Origin of the sequence: Enterobacter sp. CPE_E1241 (genome assembly GCF_045618265.1) — a bacterium.
GTDB classification, from domain to species: Bacteria; Pseudomonadota; Gammaproteobacteria; order Enterobacterales; family Enterobacteriaceae; genus Enterobacter; species Enterobacter adelaidei.
On record NZ_JBIWYV010000001.1, the window covers coordinates 4,118,807 to 4,138,893 of the forward strand.

Below are 20,087 nucleotides of genomic sequence, written 5' to 3' on the forward strand. Positions count from 1 at the left end.
GCTATTCACTGGCCCACTTGGCTGAATTTTTTCCAGTCACACTGATATCGGTTTTTTTGAAGTCAGGGGTGTCAACGGGAAGTGTGTTCCCCGTCCCAGGCACAAGATAATTTGACGCTCTGGTTACGAAATCCCCGTTAGTCCCGTGCTCAATCCCACTTTCGCTCAGCTTGAGGTAAGACCCTCCGCCGTTCAGCGTCAGGGTTTTCGGGGTGCTGATGGTGATTTCATCCTGGCTGCTGGTGATCGTGAACTGCTGGTCGGCGCTCATTTCCAGCGTGCTGTGCTGGGCACGCACTTCAACGTTGCCCAGGTTGGCGATGACCTTCGCCCCGGCCTTATGGGCAAACAGCCCCAGAGACTGCTCAGCGCTCACCGTGACATTTTTCATGGCCCCGATATCGACATGCTGGCCTGCGGTGACCATGGTGTTTTTTGCGCTGGTCAGCTGCAGATGCTCGCCGGAGGTCAGGGCCACCCCCTGCGGGGCGGAGGCCAGCACCACAGCCGACTGTAAATCTTTCAGGCGGCTCTGGTGCAGGTTGGTCTGCGTCTGAATATCGCAGGTCAGCGCTTTTGCCTGTTCGGCTGCGCCGTTCAGCGCCTGCATTTCGCTGTTGGCCTGGGTAATCTGACTGACTGCCGGGTTCATCTCCAGCACCTGCCCCTGGCCTTTGGTCTGGGCATCCGCTGTCAGATAAATACCACGGGCGGCACGCACGGCACCAAATTCATCCGTGCGCAGTTCAAAGCCAGTACCGCGCTGTTCACGCCGGGCATCGACCAGGTGGCCGATATTGAGCTGAGTTTTACCAAACTCCGTCGCGAGCTTAATGTGCTCTTCCTGGCGCTTGTCTTCCAGGCGGAGTTTGTTGTTTGCAGGCGTTCGCAGAACGTTGCGCGTGTGGTTATCGTCGGTGACGTGATCCGGATGTTCAGAATCGTGCTGGGCATGGGCGATATACGGGCGATCGGGATCGCCCGCGTCGAACATCACCGAGACTTCGGTACCGTCCAGCAATGGTGCGTGGAAACCGTAGTTGTCGCCGGCATACGGCTTCGCCATACGCAGCCACAGATAGGCATAGCCCTGCTCACTGCTGCTGCGGTCAAAGTCGAGCTTCGTGCGGTAGCGGCCCTGATTGTCCAGCCAGGCATAGGTATCGCCTTTCTCGGTACTTTCCACACGCGCGGGCAACGTTCCGGCGATCACCGGGCGGTTATGCAGCGGCGGGCGGTAGCACACGGCTTCGCTGTAAGGGAGCCCGGTAAAGGTCATCTGAAAACTTTTTTTGCGCGACCCGCTGCTCTGCACACCCGTAATGACGATACCGTCTTTCAGGCTGGCTGGCAGTGAGCCCTGCGGCTCAAGTACTTCACCCGGTGCCAGCACCGGGCTGGTCGTTTTCCCTGTGACCGCCTGCTGCGCATTCAGAATACGTTCATGACGCAGACGGGCATAATACGCCCCGCTTTCCGGGGTGTCGGTATCCCCTTCACTCAGGAAAGGCTCGGCGTAGTGATATACCTCCCCCGTGGTGATGCCATCCGCCGTGCTGACAGACGCGGAACTGTCCTGCGGCGTCAGCGCTTCGCGGTAGTTGTAGTCGCGGTTGGCAACGCTTTCAGACACCACCAGATGCCCGGTTTTGATATCCCAGACGCTGAGCTGACCGTTATCACTGGTGCGTGACGGCTGGATCAGCGGCAGGGTGACGCCAAACTGATACTGCTCCTGGCTGTCCTGGAAAATCACCACATCCTGTTCAAGGCGGCCGTCCATTTCAAAGCGCCAGAAAATCCCGACTTCTGCCAGCAGGCGCTGCACGAACTCAAGGTCGGTTTCGCGCCACTGGGTGATCAGCTCGCGTGCCGGATAAGCCTGCGACAGACGGAATTCGAAATCAGCCCCTTCCAGCCCGTGGGAACGCAGGATCTGCTCCACGACTTCCACAACGGACTGATTGAGGTAAATCTCGCTGCGTTTTGTGTGCTGTAACAGCGCGATGCGCGGCACGATTTTCAGCGTGTAGTAAGTTTCATCCGCCGAAGTCGAAAGACGCTGGAATGTCTCAACCACGCCATAGACGGTACGCACAGGCGTGGCAGGCAGACCGTTATACAACGGAACCTGAAACGTGAACGAGGCGGGTTTAAGTAACATGCTGTCGCTGGCAATATCGCCTGCGGTACAGGTTACCTTAACGGTGTAGTGCCACGGTTCGCTGAGCTTCTCCTCCGCTTTGAAATTGAAGACATCCAGAAAGTGCGGGCACTCGTGAACGTTCAGCTTGTAGCGGGACATCCCCAGAAGTTCGTCGATTTTTTCCTTTGCCAGGGTAATCACTGAATCATTCATGGCGTTTATCCTCTGACAGGCTCAGTAGCCGGTTCGTCAAATGCCAGCACGATCCCTTCTTCCTCATTCCACCCTAACGTCAGTGAAGTCTGTTTCTGCTTCGCCGCCATATGGCTGAGCAGCTGCTGGCTAAGCACCGGCAGAATTTGCTGGTTGAGCAGGCTGTCGACGTTACGCGCCCCGGTATCCGGCAGCAGGCAGGCTGCGGTCAGGGCGTCATACAGGCTCTCGTCAATATACGTGGTCAGGCCGTAGTGACGATGTAAGCGCTTACTGACCTGCGCGAGCTTCATCTCAACGATGGTGCGCATAGCCGTTTCCGCCAGCGGGCGGTAAATCACGGTCTGGAAGCGGGCGAGCAGCGCCGGCTGGAAGTGGTCTCGCAGGATCGGACGCAGCAGTTCGTGGAGATCGCCTTCGGTGGCCTCCGGCTGTTCGTCGATCAACTGCATCAGGTGGTCGCTGCCAAGATTCGAGGTCATCAGAATGACGGTGTTACGGAAGTCTATTTCACGCCCTTCGCCGTCGCGCATAAAGCCGCGGTCGAATACCTGATAGAACAGGTTCATCACGTCACGATGTGCCTTTTCTACTTCATCGAGCAATACCACGCTGTAAGGACGCTTGCGCACCGCTTCAGTGAGAATACCGCCCTGTCCGTAACCGACGTAACCCGGAGGCGAGCCCTTCAGCTGGGAAACAGTGTGCGGCTCCTGGTACTCGGACAGGTTGATGGTAATCAGCGATTTTTCACCACCGTACATCACGTCTGCCAGTGCAAGCGCAGTTTCAGTCTTACCGACGCCACTCGGGCCAACCAGCAGGAACACGCCCTGCGGACCGTTCTCGGACGTAAGCCCGGTTTTCGCCGCACGCAAGCGCTGGGCGATGGCGGTCAGCGCCACATCCTGCCCAACCACGCGTTTGCCGATTTCATTTTCCAGGGTTAACAGCTCAGTTTGCTCGTCCTTCATCAGCGAGGAAAGCGGTACGCCCGTCCAGTCTGCAATCACGGTGGCAACGGTGCGTACGTCCACATCAACGGAGAGCAGCGGGTTGCTGCGCTGCATTTGATTGAGTTCCTGTTGCAGCGCGTGGGTCTCGCTCTGGCGGGAAATGTCCTGGCGGCATTCCAGCAGTTGTTCGGTGAGTTTCAGCTCCTGACCGTACTGGGTTTCCAGTTCGTCGAGCCCGACGATAAGGTCGTTCTCTTCCTGCTCGATGGCGGTCAGGCGTTCACCGTGGCTCTGATTGCCGACTGCGATATCTTCCAGCAGCGCCTGCTTCTCCATTTCAAGAGAGGTAATCTGCGCGCGAATGCGGGTCAGCTGTTCCGGCATAGTGTCCAGGCTCATACGCACGCGCGCAGCGGCGGTGTCCAGAAGATCTACCGCCTTGTCCGGCAACTGGCGGCCGGTCAGGTAGCGACGGGAGAGCGTGACCGCGGCACGGACCGCATCATCGGTGATATGCACGTTGTGATGTTCGGCGTAGCGAGATTTCAGGCCGCGCAACATCAGGCAAGCAGTGTCATCGTCCGGCTCGTCTACTTTCACCATCTGAAAGCGGCGTTCCAGGGCGGCGTCACGCTCGAAGTATTGTTTGTATTCAGACCAGGTGGTGGCTGCGATGGTGCGCAGTTCGCCACGTGCCAGCGCAGGTTTCAGCAGGTTGGCCGCATCCGCGCCGCCGGCCTGGTTACCGGCCCCAATGATAGTGTGGGCTTCGTCGATAAACAGCAAAATCGGTACCGGCGACTGCTGCACGGCATCAATGACGTTTTTCAGACGCTGCTCGAATTCGCCCTTCACGCCTGCACCCGCCTGCAGCAGGCCGAGATCCAGGGTGCGCAGTACCACTGGCTTGAGGGATTCCGGCACATTGCCCTCGGCGATACGCAGCGCCAGGCCTTCGACCAGCGCCGTTTTGCCGACGCCAGGTTCGCCCACCAGAATCGGGTTGTTCTTGCGACGGCGAGAGAGAATGTCCACCATCTGGCGAATTTCGGTATCACGACCAAAGACCGGGTCGATCTTGCCCTCTTTCGCTTTGGCGGTAACGTCGAGGGTGAATTTATCCAGTGCGTTCTGCAATGCCGGACGGAGTTCACCTTCTTTCACTTCGTTACCCACCGGGCGGCCGATAATTTCCGCATCGCCACCGGAAGACTGTACCTGCTCTGCTTCCTGCTGCACTTCCGGGCGCTCGTCGGACTGCGCATCCAGCAGCGGGCGCAGGCGCTCCAGTTGGCTCTGACCCAGGGTAAGCAGTGGCCACAGGCCATCACAGTGGATCAAGTTCGGGCTTTCAATTAGCGCCATCAGCAAGTGCTGACTACGAATGTATTCTTCACCCTGCAGTGAGGCCGCCATCCACGCCTGTTTCAACAGCGTATTGAGAGAGTCGGCAAGCTGCGGGCGGCTACGAACCGAGCGCGGAAGCCCATCCAGCCATCCCAGCAGTGCCTGCCATATACCGTCCATGTCCCACTCGTAGCGGCGCGCCAGCACCGTGAGGTCGCCTTCGCCCTGCTCCAGCAGCTTGAGCAACCAGTGCTCCGGCAGGATTTCCGCGTGTGCGCGAGTCTGGCACAGGGAGGCAGCGCCTTCCAGCGCACGAGCGCAGTAAGGATTGAGACGACGTAACAGGACGGCTGAGTTTTCCATTTTTCTCTCTCTTGATGATTCCCGGGCACGCTACCGCCCCTCGCTGTTCCCTGTTCATCAGGAACCCAAAGCGCATCAGGTCAGGCAGGCAGATTGTGTGATTCTTTGCTGAGCGCCCATGCCAGCGGACGCTTAGCAAAAAACTGCGGACAGGGCCCTGTCCGCATGCGACTTACGCAGTAGCGCGTTCGTTCCAGGAATCGGAATGAATGATGTTGCCGTCTTTGTAGGTCCAGGTGATTTTTTCGTAACGCAGTTCGATCTGCTCGAGGTGGTTGTGCTTCTCGAAAGAAGGATCCTTGATGTCGTGCATCACAGGGTTCACTTTCACCACTTTCACGTTTTCCAGTTTGGTGTTGAAGTACTCCACTTCCTGGCCAGCGTCGTTGATCTTGTACCACTTGAATTCCGCAGACTTCAGGGTCTGACCGGTGGTCACAGCCTTGTAGAGGTACGGGCTGGAGGAGTCGATTTCCTTGGTGAACAGGAATGGGGTGTGGATACGGGTACCAGTCAACTTGCCGGTGTTGTTATCGGTTGGTATGTACAGGTTATGTTGCTGTGCAACCACTTCGATGCTGCCTTCACGATCCTGAACGTCCACAGAACCTTTGATGTCCGCACCGCCGTCGTCTTTCAGCCAAAGATAAACAGGAATTGCCATCGGATTTACTCCATTAATGTTGAGAAACGTCATCATCCTGCGATGACGCTGAGGTTTTGCCGGGTATCTGACAGGCATTGGCCTGCGGTACCAGACTGATTTCGACACGGCGGTTGAGCGCTCTGCCCTCCGGGGTGTCATTGGTTGCGACCGGGCGGCTCTCGCCATAGCCCTGCACCGCAAAACAGCTTTCCGGCACGTCACCGGTGTCACGCATCCAGTCGCGTACCGCTTCGGCACGCTTAAGGGACAACGTCTGGTTCAGTTGCGGATTGCCGGTGTTATCGGTATGCCCGGACACGACAATCAGCCAGCCTGGTTTGGCCTTGATGCCCACCAGCGAGTTGACCAGCAGTTTGGTGGAGCCGGATTTGAGCTCGAATTTGCCCGAGTCGAACAGCGACATGCTGTCGAGGCGAACAATTTTCGGCACCACTTTTGGTTTTGGTGGCGGCGGAGGTGGTACGTAGGTATCGATGGCCTGCTGAACGCTCAGCCACAGGCGATCGCCCGGATAGAGTCCCAGACCATAACGCTGCGGCTCGCCCTGGCGCTGCCAGCGTTCCAGCAGTAAAGCGTCCTGCTGTAGGGCATACAGGGACTGCGCCTTCGGTGCGTAGTGCGTCATTGGAATGGCATACCAGCGCTGCAGATCGGAGGCGATACGCCCGATTAGTGACTGGTTATGTAGCACAGACAGACCAAGTGCACTGACAATGCAGAACAGCAGGAACATCACCACCCGACGCCCGGTTTTCCCGCCCTGAAGTGGCATGGCAAAAGGTGCAAGCAAAGGCAGAACAGGGTCTGCAAAGTGCCACAGTGCGGGATACGTCGCGGTTGCAACTGGAGGGAGCAATTTCGAATGGCGGAACAACCACTGTGGCCAGACAGCCTCTGTAAGAGTACGAAGAGAGCCACTGCGAACAACCACCGCAAACGGCGTGACGGCCGGGCACAGACTGTCCACTTTGGTCAGCTCATCCATCACCACCTGTTGTAACATGCTCATAGCATGGGATAGATATGGCAGACGGGTCACGTTTTGCGGAAGAGCCCGCCACTCATCCAGCGTCAGCGCCGGTTCATCCGCCGGGCAGACCAGCGGAGTTTTACCCCGGATCACAATCCACGGTGTTTCTGGGCCGAAAAACTCACCCACCAGTACAACTGGCGGCAGGTAGCCAGAAAGATCCTTCAGCTGTTTCACCTGCTGGCGGAGCACTTTCAGGGAGGCACGCAGCAATCCTTCATCCTCGTGCAAATCCGGCAGGCAGCGGAACATCACCACCAGTTGTCCGGCCATGCGAGGCTCACGCGCCAGTAAGCGATCGGCAAATTTACTTAACTGATCCGTTGCACCGACGTTTAGATAGCAGCCCTGCGCAGTGGTACGACACCCACCTTCCGTAAAAAGGTGATCGCGGAGATCGCCGCACACCAACAAAACTGGCCCGGTAAAACCAAATGGAGGATACACGCCCTCATCGGCTTGCTTCCCGGCAGGCTGCTGACGACGATAGCGGCGACGAATCACCAGCAAGGCTAAAATGATCCCTGCGAGCGTCAGCGCGCTTTTGAACAGCGCAGAGACATTCAGAAATCCCCAGAGAACCCAGAGTGCAGCAGCCAGGCAAATCAGCACCGGAAATACAGCCCGTAGTAGTGCAGATCTTCGCATCAGCGCAGCTCCGGAAGTTGCTGGTGCAGCAGATCCTGCAACCACAGGTGACCACCCGCCCAGACCAGCACCGTGAGCACCACGGCCAGGATTATCCAGAACCACACGGAACGCAGAAGGTTGTAACGACGTTTTCCGGTTTTCTGTACGACCAGATCCACACCGGTCTCCAGAGGTGGCACTCGCTCATTCAGGGCAGCAATGACTTCTTCACGCTGCTCCTGCCCGACGCCGGAGAGGCTGAACTGCCCCTGGAACCCCAGCGCAAGAACACGCTGGTAGCAGGTCAGCACAGCCGGAACCGGAGACGGCTGGCGCAGCACTTCAGCAATACGGTCGTATAACGCGCCGCCCGCACGCAGCGAACCAAAGTAACGGGCCTGCAGCGGTGCAGCACGCCAGGCTTTGATACCTTCGTCCACATCGTTCTTCTGCCCCCCTTCAGACTCAGATTCACCAGCATCCGCTTCAGGATCAGCAACGACAGGTTTACGGTTCATCACCGCTTCATCCAGCAAAGCGCATTGCGCATAAGAAATATGCGTGATGCTCTCGCTGTCATAACCGGCCCGCTCCAGTGCTTCACGTACGCTTTCCACCTGCACGCAGCAGTTTTTATACAGCGCCTGCCCATCCGGTGCCCTGGCACCGTGACGCAGCTGCGCCACGGTAAGCCATGTGTCCGCCATCAGGCTGTCGATATCGATATCCTTTCTCATGAGCGCAGCACCGCAAATAGTTCAAGTTCAAGCTCACCCAGCAGTGACGGTACGTAGAACAGGCACACGCCCTGCTCCAACATGTCATGCGCCGCGCGACTCTCCATATCCAGCACGAAGTACTGATTTTCCAGGCGCACCGGCAATGCCGCAGGCACGCGGCTGAGAGGGATAAGACCAATGCCTTCCATCGCCACACCGGAAATCTGCCCCACATCGTCCGGTGTACCGGCCATCGCCATTTCGGCAAACTTCTCGGCCACCTGCCAGGCAGGCAGATTCGAACGGACAGACAGGTAGAAATCGGCTTCTTCGCGCAGACGAATATCGTGCAGTACCGCCTTCCAGGTCTGCTCGTCCTGACGGGTCATGTTCACGGCAACAACACGCGACGGCAGGCTGGCTTCCAGCAGTTCACTGATCAACTCAAATAGAGGTGGGAAGGTATTTTCCGGTACCTGATGGTCGTATCCCGGGATGGCATCCAGATCGCGGTCCAGTGAGAACGTCAACATACTGCCAGCTAGGCGCACCAGTTCAGCCCAAACCTGTTCAGGATGCCGGGCCGGGAAGCGTTCGAACTCAGTCAGCACGCGGGCATGGGTATTCAGCGCATTCAGCAACCAGAACAGAGAGACGTCCGCCACGGCAAAATCCGCCATGCGATCGTTACTTTCACGACGCATTGCCATCAGACGCTGACGGCGGGAACGCAACTGGCGATTCAGCAAGACCAGACGTTCACGCAGGAGATTGCTCGCTGAGAACATTACCATCGGCGGCACAAAATCAGGATCCTGACGCCATGCACCTTGCCCGTCACGCAGCAGACGAGCGACAGCACAGGTCTGCCAGGCATCGTTACTTTCGTGATCGAAGCGGAATGCCAGATTAAATCGGGCCACCGCCATCGGCTCTTCTTCCTGTCCGAAGGCATCCTGAACCGTCACCCACTCTTCGCGATAGCGCAGCGGACGCTCCGCAGGCACCGTATCGGTCTGAACGTTCACAATCCCTGGCTGCATGACCGGCAGAGCGACAAACACGGTCACGCTGTCCGTACGGCCGGAATTCGGAGGCAGAATTTCGCGAGGCTCTGGCGACAGATCGCTACTTTGGGTATCAATCAGCGTGCCATCCGGCAACCACAGGCGCAGCGACTGCGCCTGTACTCGTCCGGAAGCCAGGAGCGCTTCATTCAGTTCCACGCGTTCGACCCCCCACGGGAAGGGGCTGGTCAACGTGGACAGGCCTGCACGGGAAAACGCCTCCCATTCAGACTGCTGCTGGAACTGTTGTGGGGCCAGCAAGGCCCCTTCGTTCCATAACGGACGATATATTTTCATCCCTGATTTTCCCTCGCCTTAAGACTTCGCCTTCGGCATCTGGGAAACCAGTGACAGGTTGACGTCCATCCCTTCCACCTGGAAGTGCGGGATAGCAAACAGCTTCACGCGGAAGAAGCCCGGGTTATCCTCGATGTCTTCTACCACCACTTTCGCATCGCGCAGCGGATGTGACGCCTGCAGCTCATCGCCCGGATCGGTCATTTCCGTCACCAGACCGCGAACCCAGGTGTTGAGCTCAAGTTCCAGCAAACGACGATCCTTAGTGGTGCCGATGTTTTCGCGCTGAATCAGCTTAAGGTAGTGCGCAATACGCGACAGCAGGAAAATGTACGGCAGACGGGCGTTGATGCGGCTGTTGGCGGTAGCATCAGCGGTGTCGTACAGCGCCGGTTTCTGGGTAGAGTTCGCAGAGAAGAAGCACGCATAGTCGCGGTTGCGGTAGTAGGACAAGGGAATGAACCCCAGATTCGCAAATTCAAACTCACGAGTTTCAGGGATCATCACTTCTGACGGGATCTTCACCTGATTGCCGGTACCCAGGTCATACAGATGGATTGGCAGGTCCTGCACGGCACCACCGGCCTGCGGGCCACGAATTTGTACACACCAGCCGTTGTTGATGAAGCTGCGAACCATGTTGGATGCAAAGGCGAAGGATGCGTTGGTCCACAGGTATTTATCGTGATCCGGGCCTTTCACTTCTTCCACGTAGTTGAAGCTCCGCACCGGCACGGTATCCGGGCCATACGGCAGACGTCCCAGCACGCGTGGCATCACCAGGCCGATATAACGGGAATCATCCGTCTCGCGGAACGATTTCCACTTGATGTACTCCGCACGGTCGAAGTAGTTACCAATGTCTTTGATGGCCGCGACATCTTCCATGGTATCTTTCAGGAAGAATTTCGGACCTGCAGAGCCGATAAACGGCATATGCGCGGCAGCTGAGACTTTCGAGATGTTACGCAACAGGGCAACGTCCTGTGCAGACGCGTCAAATTCGTATGCGGAAATCAGTGCAGCAATAGGCTCTCCACCCGGCGTATCATACTCATCAATGTATGTCTGTTTATATAATCCGCTCTGGATAATTTCCGGGCTGTCTTCGAAGTCCTGACGCAAATCTTCTTTAGACATATCAAGCAGTTCGACTTTCACGTTCTGGCGGAAATCGGTTTTGTCGACAAGGGATTTAACGCCGCGCCACAGACTTTCTACCGCCTGAAAGTCTTCATGGTGCATGACAGCGTCAAGCTGACGGCTAATCTGGTAGTCCAGTTCTGCGATATGATGGTCAATCAGGTTTTTGTCGAGTTTTTCAACTTTTGAGCCCGATTTTGTCAGGCACTCCAGGAACACCTGCATCCCCGCCGTTAAGCGCTCATCCGCAGTCGCATCCGACATCGCCTGCGCGTCCTGCCAGATATCCAGTGCACTCAGTTCAGACACCGGATTCAGATTGATTTTCTCAAACAGAGACGCGTAAACCCCACCTGCTGCAGGACGTTCAAGCACCACACTCTCGCCACCAGCGGCATTCTCATTTTTTACAGACATCAACATCTTCCTTATTAATCCGTTTAAACAACGTGACCGTTATGGCTGTTTCGGAGCCAGAGCTGACAGCTCAGTTCTGAGTTCTGCGCTTAATTCCGGGTCGAGGAGAATTTTTTCCAGCTCCTTTCGGAATGCCTGGTTATCCAGCAGGTTTGCTTTTAAATCACGCAGCAAATTACGCATGGACAGCATCGCCTTCAGCTGTGGAATTTGTCGTGAGACCTGTTCCGGTGTGAAATCCTTCATGCTCTGGAATGTCAGACTGATATTGTCTTCACTGCCATCACCGGCAAGCGTGTTTTTGACGGTCAGATTTACTTTTGGGGAATATTCGGAAAGCACAGAGTCAAAGTTATTTTTGTTGAGATTAACTTTTTTACGCTCGGATAATGACGCGGACTCCTGGCCATGACTGAAATCGCCCGCCACCAGTAATTTCAGAGGAAGCTCCGTTTTCTTACTCGCGCCACCGGTATGCAGATCCAGTTTTAGATTAATACGTGCCTTGGGAATTTCGGATTGATAGGAAGAGTTAGACATAGCTGTCCCTGTTCTATGGAGTTATAAAAACGATCAATACCAGCGAGAATTTAATAAGAATGGCAAACCCAGCCAGAACATCTTCCTGGTTCACATAATCCGACGAGAATCAAAATCCCGGAGTTAAAAGCGAGCGCATTCTATTCACCAGCATGTCGACACTGTATTTTGGGTATTTCTCTGAAATAAAAAATTTCGGATAAGACCCACTAGCGGTGAGTGTAGGAACGTTCCCTACGGGACTGGAAATGAAAATATGTAACAGAAAGTTACAAATTCAAATTTAACACAAAAAGATCATCATTCTGATTTATAAGAATTTTCTTTAAGACATCCATGTAAACCCCATGGGATAAGGCTGCTTAGTAAGCGACCGATTTAACTTAGGGATGAAATCGAGCAAAATCTCACCTAACTCGTGAAATATCTGATTTTGTACTTTTTAAAAAAATGAGAGATTGGAAGGGAATGAGTATGTTTAAAATAGCATGCACACCCAGCATGGCGTGCAACATTAATTCATTTACAAGATCATTTAACACACACGAAATTATTCACAAAAAATATATATCAGTAGTCCAATACAGAAGAGTATCGAAAAAATATAAGATAATTACCGCTGTGAGCAATGCAATCACGCTCCGGCGATGCGTTTGAATTCACCTTACTCTGACCCACCGCCATCCAATAGCCATTGTCGCCGCCACAATCGTCACTCCCGCCGCCACATGCAGCAGAAAATCCAATGGATGTACCTCCACCGGATGGCAAAATGACAGTAACGTCAGCGCCATACAGGACACCCCCGCTCCAGCGATAGCTAACGTACGTAACGGATACAACGTCCGCGTTCTGCGTAAATACGCGATCGCAATCGCGACCATTGGTGTGCTGACCGCCATCATAAACAGATAGCAATTCACCTCGTCGGGATGATGAGCCTGAATATGCGTCCGTCCGAGGCTTAACACCACGCCCCCCAGCCAGAGTGCAATCAACGGTGCGAACCCTTTCCAGCCCAACAGCTTACGCCCGGCAATACTCAGCAGAAACGCATTGCGAATGGCCAGTGTCCCCATGACAAATGCCAGAATAAGCTGAAACGCCGCCAGTATTGCGCCGGATTGCGTCCAGTCCGTTGCCACACGCTGAAATACCAGACTGCTTAACCAGCCACACGGCAGTGCCATCAGCAGCCACGCGACAACGCGTCGGTTGCTTGCCCAGGGCCGACGTATCGGACTGGCATCCTGACTGAGTTTTGCAATTAAAAGATTATGATCGGCCATGGTTCGCTCCCATCCGGCGAAGGTTGGTTAGTGCTCTGTGTAGTAACGATTTCACGGCAGCAATGCTTAAATTATGACGAGCAGCAGCCTCCGCAAGACTCATTTCCTGTAGATGGATATGCTCCACAATCTGGCGCTGACGCGAAGGAAGCTGGTCTAATATCATCGCCAACTCTTCTTCCCTTTCTTCATCTTCCGGGGTGTTGTCAGAGACCTCCTCTGCAATCTGCCCATCATCCGTTTCACGTAGCCAGTGATGGCCACGCCTGCGTAATGCGTCAACGGTTCTGGCCCGGGCGATAGCCATCAACCAGGGCAAAAAAGGACAGGCCGGATCGTAGGTATGCCGCACCCGGTGAACCGTCAACAGGACGTCCTGAATAACGTCATCCACCAGCACGCTGTCGGAAATCTGCTTGCGAACAATCGCCCTGATCGCCGGGACGATAGCCCGCAACAACTGTGTATAAGCCTCGCGTTCGCCCGCCTGAGCGCGAGCCATTAGCGCGGGCCAGGCTTCACGCGGCGCTAAACCGCTATCCATTTTTCGCCATGGCAGTTACCTCATGCTTTTTTACCGGATGCCTGATTCAGGGCGTTAACGACAATTGAGGGCGTCAGAACCTGAGGAAGCACTTTCGGTGCGCTACCATCTGCAGGGTAAACCACGTAGAGAGGTAACCCACCCTGCCCGAAGGTGTTCATCGCATCATCAATATCGGCGTTAAATCTGGTGGAATCCGCCACCATATAAACCGTTCCCGTTTCGGCCAGGGCCTGTTTCACCGCCGCGGTTGAGAGTGACGTTCGCTCGTTCACCTGGCAGGTGATACACCACGACGCCGTAAAATCCACAAAAATGGCTTTGCCATGCCCGCGCATCTTTTCTACCGTCTGCGGTGACCACGTTACCCGCGTGATGTTTTCTGCGCTCAGCACTTCCGGCTGAGAGGACTGGGTGTGCATCACACCCGGTAGCGGGCCGATAGCCGCAATCAACAGCACCGCGGTGACCGCCAACAGCACTTTATAGGGGTGACCGGTATAACGTCTGCGCTGTGCCATACCGTACAACCACGCCGCAAAGCTCACCACCACCGCACTCGCAAGCAGAGCCGCCAACGCCGTCGTACCTGCCTGCTGTGTAAGTACCCACACCAGCCAGGCAAAGGCACCGAGCATTGGGAATGCCAGACCACGCTTAAGGATATCCATCCAGGCACCTGGTCGGGGCAAGCGTTCGGCAATAGCCGGAAAGAGTGAGATCAGCGTAAACGGTGCCGCGAACCCGAGTGCCAGCGCGAGAAAAATACCCAGCGAAACGGCCGGAGTCTGCACCAGTGCATACCCTACCGCCCCGGCCATAAAGGGCGCTGAGCACGGTGTCGCGACCACAATCGCCAGCGCACCGGTTAATGCCGAGCGGGTAAACGCGCCGCGCCCGACCGAGATTTCCCCTGCTCGTTGAAGCGATAGTCCCACCTCAAACACACCGAGCAGGTTCAGTGACGCCCCCAGAATAACCAGCGCCAGTGCAGCAATGACCAGCGGAGACTGAAGCTGGAACCCCCAGCCAACAGCCATTCCACCCGCCCGCAGCGCCAGCAGTACGCCTGCTAAGACCAGCATGGTAAAAATCACACCCAGCAGAAACCCAATCCCTTCGGTGCGCGCGCTCCGGGTATCGCCTTGATGACGTAAAATCCCTAACGCCTTAAGGGAAATGACCGGGAACACACAGGGCATAAAGTTGAGAATAATGCCGCCCACAAAGGCGGCCAGCATGGCTGTTAACATAGCAAACCCCGGCGGCTAAATTACGAGTGCGAATTTGCGTATTTTTTCACGGCATCCATGGTTTTCTGGATGTGCTCGTCAGGGTTACGATCGGTATAACTCAGCAGGATTTTGCCATCCGGCGCGATAACGAATGAGGTACGGTCAGACACCGTTTTACCGTTCATCTGCATCAACGTCTGGTATTCGGCTGCCACTTTCGCGCCAGGGTCAGCCGCAACGGCAAATTTATCGCGACACTCCAGCTTCGAGAATTCATCCACCTGATCGACATTCCCGGCAGTTACCCCCACCACGGTTGCACCCAGTTTCCTGAAGTCATCCGTCGCTTCAGCGAAAGCATGAGCCTCAAGGGTGCAGCCTTTGGTAAATGCCGCCGGGAAGAAATAGAGCACCACCGGGCCTTTCTGCAGCGCCTGCTGAAGAGAGAAGGTGAGCGGTTTGCCGCCAAGCGCCCCCTGCAAACTGAAATCCGGCGCTTTCGCACCGGCTTCAAGGGCTGCATGGGCACTAAGGGTGAAAAGGGAAAGACTCAGAACGGCGGCGGCTAACAAGGTATTCAAACGTTTCATGGGCGGCTCCATCAGAGAAAAAGGTGCTGTATGAATAATAGTTCGCACGCTAACGCCTGAAGGTTTCGCTCACGGATAAAAAAAATCCGCAAGGGTCGCTTGCGGATCTTTGCTTACGCTCTGCGGAGGCTATTCATCTTTCACCACAATCAATGGCTCAATATCGCTCTCTTTCTTCACCACCAGCGAGTCGTCGCCGCGCAGGCAGGTTCCGCCGTAGTTACCGCCTACGGTAAAGGTACAGACCTGAATGTGCTTGCCATCAACGTTTGGCAGGCACCACAGCTGCTGGTAGATGTTTTTGCGGTCGACAAACTTGCCGCTGGATTTATCAAGCAGCTCATCCTCAGGGCTGATCAGATCGATATTGCTGCCGCAGCGTCCGGCAATCGGTTTAACGGCATAGCCGGTTTGTTTCAGCAGGTCGTTAACCTCAAAATCGGTATCAAGCAGGTAACGATGATTCGGGAACAGCTGCCAGAGTACCGGGAGGATTGCCTTGTTGCCGGGAATAACCGTCCACAGCGGTTCAAACACCAGAACTTCCGGGCGCAGCAGGACGTCAATCAGGCGCACTTCGCCTTCAGGATGTCCGGTGCGGATTGGCACGGCGGCATACTCGGTTTCGCTCACCTCGCGGATCTGTTCGATCGCGGTTTCCCACGCCCAGGTCTTCCACACGCAATTCACGTGACGGCCTTCGTCGTCAATCAGCTGTCCGGCAGCATCCCAGCTCAGTGCGCCGAGCCCATGCAGAATTTTGGTTTCAAACCCGGCCTGCAGCAGAGAACGCTGAATAAACAGCGCGTGATAATCCTCCTCGACATCGTTGTCCTGCATGATGTGCACAAACGGACGCGCATGGCTGTGTTTCCACGCCCCGGTTAGCTCTTCCAGCAGCCCTTCCGCCGGGTTATGTCCGTTGCCGCGATAGCCGTTTTTCACCCACTCTTCGAGAATTAGTCCGCCCTCGGTGTGGCAGGACGCGGAATCAGCGTTGTACTCGTAGACCTTAATGCCCCGCTCATCCATGCAGAAATCCATACGACCGGTAATCATATGGTGACGGCGCCACTGCCAGGAGAGGCGCAGACGTGGCCAGAGAATTTTAGGGATGTCGAAAAGTGCCAGTAAGTTGTCGTCTTTCAACACTTTGTCGGTCGCATGCAGGTACATCAGGTGCAGTTCGTTAGTCGCTTTGATCAGCTCCTGCTCGGCGCTTTCGGTAATGGTGAAGTACTGGCAGGGATCTTTATTGATAAAGTGGCCGTTCGCGCGGACATATGCCTGCTGCAACGCGTCGTTTTCGTTAAGCCATTTACCGTCGAACTGACGTTTGTTTTTCAACCGCGCGCCGCTGATTTTCAACAGCGCACCGTCGATTTCCGGCTGGGGAATGCTGTGTTCCGTGCCGTCCGTCTGGATCATCCAGCCGAGAATTTCAGTGTCGTTGAAGGTGTCATGAATGGTGTAGCACCCGTTCTCGACGCTCAAACGCAGTTCGCGCGTCCACTGCTGCCCAAGCGGCAATGGTGAGTGAATGACGTTCTGCTCCGCGATACGGACCTTATCGTCCAGAAGCTGGGTGATCACCGCTACGTGGCCGGTCTCATGAAACTCCCCACCCTTTTGCCAGATAAGCAGCGCTCCGGCTCGCGGCGCGCGTTTCGAACCGTTGGAAAAGGCCTGTAACGGCAGAATGTTATCGTTCACTACCTGGCGCAAAAAGCGCAGGGAGAAGATCTCCCATGCCATGCCGACATCGGTAAAAACGAAACCATAGTTGAGGAACAGGAAACGGCGGGCAAACTCAACACATTGCCACTTGTGGCCCATGTATTCATTGCCGATATAGCTGCGAAAATCCGCATCTTCCGGGTACTTACGCGGATCGAGACTGCCGTAATTTGAAGAGTAAATCGCCACGCCACCCGGCGCATAGCCTAATAACGTCCCGAATGGCGCGTCACTGCTTAACTTTCCTTTACGCATGTATCCAACCTAAAACAGGCAGGCGGCAATTTTCTTAAAGGGTTGTCGTCGTCTGCACGTTGTAATTAACCTGACAGAGGTGGATTTATCATACACCTGCAAGGCACATTAATTACATGTTAAACAACCAACATGCCGCGAAATGTCCTGGTGCAATCTCCTGCATGGCAGGCTCCTGCGTCTGGCAAACCGGCATGGCGTGCGGGCAGCGGCTGCAGAACTTACAGCCCGCTAGCGCGGACGTGGGGCCAGGAATGTCGCCGCGCAGGGTTGCATCTTCGAGATTGCGAATACGCGGATCGGGCTGGGGAACCGCCGCCAGCAGCGCGCGGGTATACGGGTGAGCCGGACGCTGATACAGCTCATTCGCTGGTGCGACCTCCACCAGTTTACCGAGATACATCACTCCAATGCGGCTGGAGATATGCCGCACCATGGAGAGATCGTGGGCGATGAACAGATAGGTTAGCCCCAGCTCCTGCTGCAGATCCTGCAGAATATTCACCACCTGCGCCTGCACCGAGACGTCCAGCGCCGAGAGCGGCTCATCGCACAGCACAAATTCAGGATGCACGGACAACGCGCGGGCGATAATGATGCGCTGACGCTGCCCGCCGCTGAACTCATGCGGGAATCGTTCAAGATGTTCGTGCTTGAGCCCCACTTTGTAGAGCAGCGTTTCCGTGCGTTCCCGCTGTTCTTCGCGGCTGTAGCCGTGGATCTGCATCGGCTCGGCCACCAGCTGTCGCACGGTCATTCCGGGGTTGAGCGAGGAATAAGGATCCTGAAAAATCGCCTGCATCCGCTTACGCAGCGGCTTAAGCTCTTTTTCGCGGGCGTGGGCGATCGCCTGCCCGGCAAAGTGGATCTCGCCCGAGGTGATATCGAAAAGGCGCAGGATGGCGCGCCCGAGGGTGGATTTCCCGCAGCCGGACTCCCCCACCAGGCCAAACGTTTCGCCAGGCTGGATATCAAAGCTCACGCCATCAACCGCTTTCACGGCCACGCCTTTACGCAGCAAACCGCCGTTGAGCGGATAGTGCTTGCGCAAATCGCGCACGCTCACTAATGGCGCCTGTTGTTCACTCATGCCTGAATCTCCTTGTCGGCCCATAGCCAGCAGGCAGCACGATGCCCCTCTCCTGCGGTGTAAAATGCGGGTTGTCGTTCACACTGGGGCGTGCGTTTCGGGCAGCGTTCCGCGAACGGACAGCCCGGCGGCGGGTTAAGCAGGCCAGGCGGCGAACCTTCAATCGGCGATAAACGCTGATTCACCTCATCCGGGCGCGGCAGCGAGGCCAGCAGCCCCTGGGTGTAAGGATGCGCAGGGCGATAAAAAATATCTTCCACGCTCCCTTCCTCCATCACCAGCCCGCCGTACATCACCACCACGCGACTGCAGACCTGCGCCACCACGCCGAGATCGTGGGTGATCAGCAGAATCGCGGTTTGGGTTTGCTTTTGCAGGCTTTTCAGCAGGCGCAGGATCTGCGCCTGAATGGTGACGTCCAGCGCGGTGGTCGGCTCATCGGCTATAAGAAGCTTCGGGTTGCAGGAGAGCGCAATTGCGATCATTACCCGCTGGCGCATCCCGCCGCTGAACTCGTGCGGATACTGGTCGTATCGGCGTTCCGCCTCGGCAATACCCACCTGTTCCAGCATGGCGATCGCCGCTGCCCTGGCCGCTTTTTTGGTCAGTCCTTTATTGCGCATCAGGATCTCAGCCATCTGTTTGCCGATGGTTAGCACCGGGTTCAGGGCGGTCATCGGATCCTGGAAAATCATCGCGATCTCGTTGCCGCGAATGGCGCGCATCTGCGCGGGGGTTTTCTGCGCCAGGTCCTCGTTCTGGAACCGGATACTGCCCCCGGCGATCCGTCCGTTGTTCCCCAGAAGCTGAATGATCGACTTACAGGTGACGCTTTTCCCGCAGCCCGACTCGCCAACAATGCCGACAAGTTCCCCCGGCTGCACCTGAAAGCTCACGCCGCGCACCGCATGAACCTCGCCCTCGCGGGTGCGGAACGTGGTTTGCAGGTTCTCAAGCGCTAATAAGTTACTCATCGCGATTCGCTCCTGGCTCAAAGGCGGTACGAAATACATCGCCCAGCACGTTAAAGCTGAACACCGTCAACAGGATCAGAATGCCGGGGAACATCGCCAGCCACGATGCCTCGCCAATGTAAGACTGCGCGTTGTTAAGCATGCTTCCCCACGACGCCGCAGGCGCCTGCACGCCCAGCCCCAGGAAGCTGAGCGTTGACTCCATCAAAATGGCCGAGGCGATATTGAGCGTGGCCGCCACGATAATGGTCGGCAGCACGCCGGGAATAATGTGGCGCATGATAATGCGCAGAGGATGCTCCCCCGACGCGCGGGCATACAGCACGTACTCGCGCTCTTTCACCGATAGGGTTTCAGCACGCACCAGCCGCGACATGTTCATCCACGTCAGCAGGCTGATAATCAGAATGATGTTATCCACGCCCGGCTTGAGGTAAGCATTCACCACCAGCAGCAGGAAGAAGGCCGGAATGGCCATCAGGATATCCACGGCGCGCATCATCAGGTTATCCAGCCAGCCGCCAAAATAGCCGCTCACCGTTCCCACTACCGTGCCGATAAGCGTGGAAAAGAGCATGGCGAGAAAACCGACCATCAGGGAGATCTGGCCGCCATACAGCGCGCGGGTGAAGTAGTCGCGTCCGTACTCGTCGGTGCCGAACCAGTGCGCGGCATCCGGTGGCAACGTGCGTGCGCCAAGCGCCATCCGGTCCGGATCGTACGGACTTAAGCCCGCACAGAGCGCGGCGACAACGAAAATAAAAAGCACAAACAGGGAGAACTGCGCCGGACGGTTGCGGCGCAGCTGGTGACGAACCTGCTGCCAGCGTCTGCTCAT

General features: G+C 56.2%; 16 protein-coding genes. All 16 read right to left on the minus strand.

What is annotated here, in order from left to right; genetic code table 11:
* Position 1: 1 nt before the first annotated feature.
* Positions 2–2,359 carry a type VI secretion system Vgr family protein gene (locus tag ACJ9Y9_RS20175; RefSeq protein ID WP_028019680.1) on the minus strand — a complete coding sequence of 786 codons (2,358 nt, stop codon included), beginning with the start codon at positions 2,357–2,359 and terminating at the stop codon, positions 2–4.
* A gap of 5 nt (positions 2,360–2,364) precedes the next feature.
* Positions 2,365–5,025: a type VI secretion system ATPase TssH gene (gene tssH, locus ACJ9Y9_RS20180; protein ID WP_028019679.1), complete on the minus strand. Its 2,661-nt coding sequence runs from the start codon at positions 5,023–5,025 to the stop codon at positions 2,365–2,367.
* A gap of 172 nt (positions 5,026–5,197) precedes the next feature.
* Complete coding sequence (hcp, locus tag ACJ9Y9_RS20185) at positions 5,198–5,689, minus strand: type VI secretion system effector Hcp (RefSeq protein ID WP_028019678.1); 492 nt, start codon at positions 5,687–5,689, stop codon at positions 5,198–5,200.
* Between the two features lie 13 nt (positions 5,690–5,702).
* A complete protein-coding gene (locus ACJ9Y9_RS20190; RefSeq protein ID WP_028019677.1) occupies positions 5,703–7,370 on the minus strand; it encodes an OmpA family protein in 1,668 nt (555 codons plus the stop codon).
* Entirely contained in the window at positions 7,370–8,089 is a 720-nt protein-coding gene (tssL, locus tag ACJ9Y9_RS20195; protein WP_028019676.1) for a type VI secretion system protein TssL, short form, read from the minus strand. Before tssL ends, ACJ9Y9_RS20190 begins: the two co-directional genes overlap by 1 nt.
* Complete coding sequence (gene tssK / locus ACJ9Y9_RS20200; RefSeq protein WP_028019675.1) at positions 8,086–9,435, minus strand: type VI secretion system baseplate subunit TssK; 1,350 nt, start codon at positions 9,433–9,435, stop codon at positions 8,086–8,088. Before tssK ends, tssL begins: the two co-directional genes overlap by 4 nt.
* An 18-nt stretch (positions 9,436–9,453) precedes the next feature.
* A complete protein-coding gene (gene tssC / locus ACJ9Y9_RS20205) occupies positions 9,454–11,001 on the minus strand; it encodes a type VI secretion system contractile sheath large subunit (RefSeq protein ID WP_028019674.1) in 1,548 nt (515 codons plus the stop codon).
* Between the two features lie 33 nt (positions 11,002–11,034).
* Positions 11,035–11,535, minus strand: a complete 501-nt coding sequence (tssB, locus tag ACJ9Y9_RS20210) for a type VI secretion system contractile sheath small subunit (protein WP_028019673.1) — start codon at positions 11,533–11,535, stop codon at positions 11,035–11,037.
* A 659-nt stretch (positions 11,536–12,194) separates the two neighbouring features.
* Complete coding sequence (locus ACJ9Y9_RS20215) at positions 12,195–12,824, minus strand: NrsF family protein (protein WP_028019672.1); 630 nt, start codon at positions 12,822–12,824, stop codon at positions 12,195–12,197.
* Entirely contained in the window at positions 12,811–13,368 is a 558-nt protein-coding gene (locus ACJ9Y9_RS20220; RefSeq protein WP_028019671.1) for a sigma-70 family RNA polymerase sigma factor, read from the minus strand. Before ACJ9Y9_RS20220 ends, ACJ9Y9_RS20215 begins: the two co-directional genes overlap by 14 nt.
* A 20-nt stretch (positions 13,369–13,388) precedes the next feature.
* Complete coding sequence (locus ACJ9Y9_RS20225; protein ID WP_231079249.1) at positions 13,389–14,621, minus strand: protein-disulfide reductase DsbD; 1,233 nt, start codon at positions 14,619–14,621, stop codon at positions 13,389–13,391.
* Between the two features lie 20 nt (positions 14,622–14,641).
* On the minus strand, positions 14,642–15,193 hold the full coding sequence (locus tag ACJ9Y9_RS20230; RefSeq protein ID WP_028019669.1) for a peroxiredoxin: 552 nt from the start codon (positions 15,191–15,193) through the stop codon (positions 14,642–14,644).
* Between the two features lie 129 nt (positions 15,194–15,322).
* On the minus strand, positions 15,323–17,185 hold the full coding sequence (gene gss, locus ACJ9Y9_RS20235) for a bifunctional glutathionylspermidine amidase/synthase (RefSeq protein WP_028019668.1): 1,863 nt from the start codon (positions 17,183–17,185) through the stop codon (positions 15,323–15,325).
* A 112-nt stretch (positions 17,186–17,297) separates the two neighbouring features.
* Positions 17,298–18,275 (minus strand): ABC transporter ATP-binding protein, encoded by a 978-nt coding sequence (locus ACJ9Y9_RS20240; protein ID WP_407226220.1) that lies wholly within the window; start codon positions 18,273–18,275, stop codon positions 17,298–17,300.
* Positions 18,272–19,249, minus strand: coding sequence for an ABC transporter ATP-binding protein (locus ACJ9Y9_RS20245; protein WP_049005035.1), 978 nt, complete (start codon positions 19,247–19,249; stop codon positions 18,272–18,274). The genes ACJ9Y9_RS20240 and ACJ9Y9_RS20245 overlap by 4 nt, the downstream gene beginning before the upstream one ends.
* Positions 19,242–20,087, minus strand: a complete 846-nt coding sequence (locus tag ACJ9Y9_RS20250; RefSeq protein WP_028019665.1) for an ABC transporter permease — start codon at positions 20,085–20,087, stop codon at positions 19,242–19,244. The genes ACJ9Y9_RS20245 and ACJ9Y9_RS20250 overlap by 8 nt, the downstream gene beginning before the upstream one ends.

Bases quoted from the DNA above. Each gene is read 5' to 3' on its own strand.
- gss (WP_028019668.1), bottom strand. From the start codon at position 17,185: ATGCGTAAAGGAAAGTTAAGCAGTGACGCGCCATTCGGGACGTTATTA.
- ACJ9Y9_RS20215 (WP_028019672.1), bottom strand. From the start codon at position 12,824: ATGGCCGATCATAATCTTTTAATTGCAAAACTCAGTCAGGATGCCAGT.
- ACJ9Y9_RS20230 (WP_028019669.1), bottom strand. From the start codon at position 15,193: ATGAAACGTTTGAATACCTTGTTAGCCGCCGCCGTTCTGAGTCTTTCC.
- hcp (WP_028019678.1), bottom strand. From the start codon at position 5,689: ATGGCAATTCCTGTTTATCTTTGGCTGAAAGACGACGGCGGTGCGGAC.
- tssC (WP_028019674.1), bottom strand. From the start codon at position 11,001: ATGTTGATGTCTGTAAAAAATGAGAATGCCGCTGGTGGCGAGAGTGTG.
- ACJ9Y9_RS20245 (WP_049005035.1), bottom strand. From the start codon at position 19,249: ATGAGTAACTTATTAGCGCTTGAGAACCTGCAAACCACGTTCCGCACC.
- ACJ9Y9_RS20175 (WP_028019680.1), bottom strand. From the start codon at position 2,359: ATGAATGATTCAGTGATTACCCTGGCAAAGGAAAAAATCGACGAACTT.
- tssH (WP_028019679.1), bottom strand. From the start codon at position 5,025: ATGGAAAACTCAGCCGTCCTGTTACGTCGTCTCAATCCTTACTGCGCT.
- ACJ9Y9_RS20250 (WP_028019665.1), bottom strand. From the start codon at position 20,087: ATGAGCAGACGCTGGCAGCAGGTTCGTCACCAGCTGCGCCGCAACCGT.
- tssB (WP_028019673.1), bottom strand. From the start codon at position 11,535: ATGTCTAACTCTTCCTATCAATCCGAAATTCCCAAGGCACGTATTAAT.
- tssL (WP_028019676.1), bottom strand. From the start codon at position 8,089: ATGAGAAAGGATATCGATATCGACAGCCTGATGGCGGACACATGGCTT.
- ACJ9Y9_RS20225 (WP_231079249.1), bottom strand. From the start codon at position 14,621: ATGTTAACAGCCATGCTGGCCGCCTTTGTGGGCGGCATTATTCTCAAC.
- ACJ9Y9_RS20240 (WP_407226220.1), bottom strand. From the start codon at position 18,275: ATGAGTGAACAACAGGCGCCATTAGTGAGCGTGCGCGATTTGCGCAAG.
- tssK (WP_028019675.1), bottom strand. From the start codon at position 9,435: ATGAAAATATATCGTCCGTTATGGAACGAAGGGGCCTTGCTGGCCCCA.
- ACJ9Y9_RS20220 (WP_028019671.1), bottom strand. From the start codon at position 13,368: ATGGATAGCGGTTTAGCGCCGCGTGAAGCCTGGCCCGCGCTAATGGCT.
- ACJ9Y9_RS20190 (WP_028019677.1), bottom strand. From the start codon at position 7,370: ATGCGAAGATCTGCACTACTACGGGCTGTATTTCCGGTGCTGATTTGC.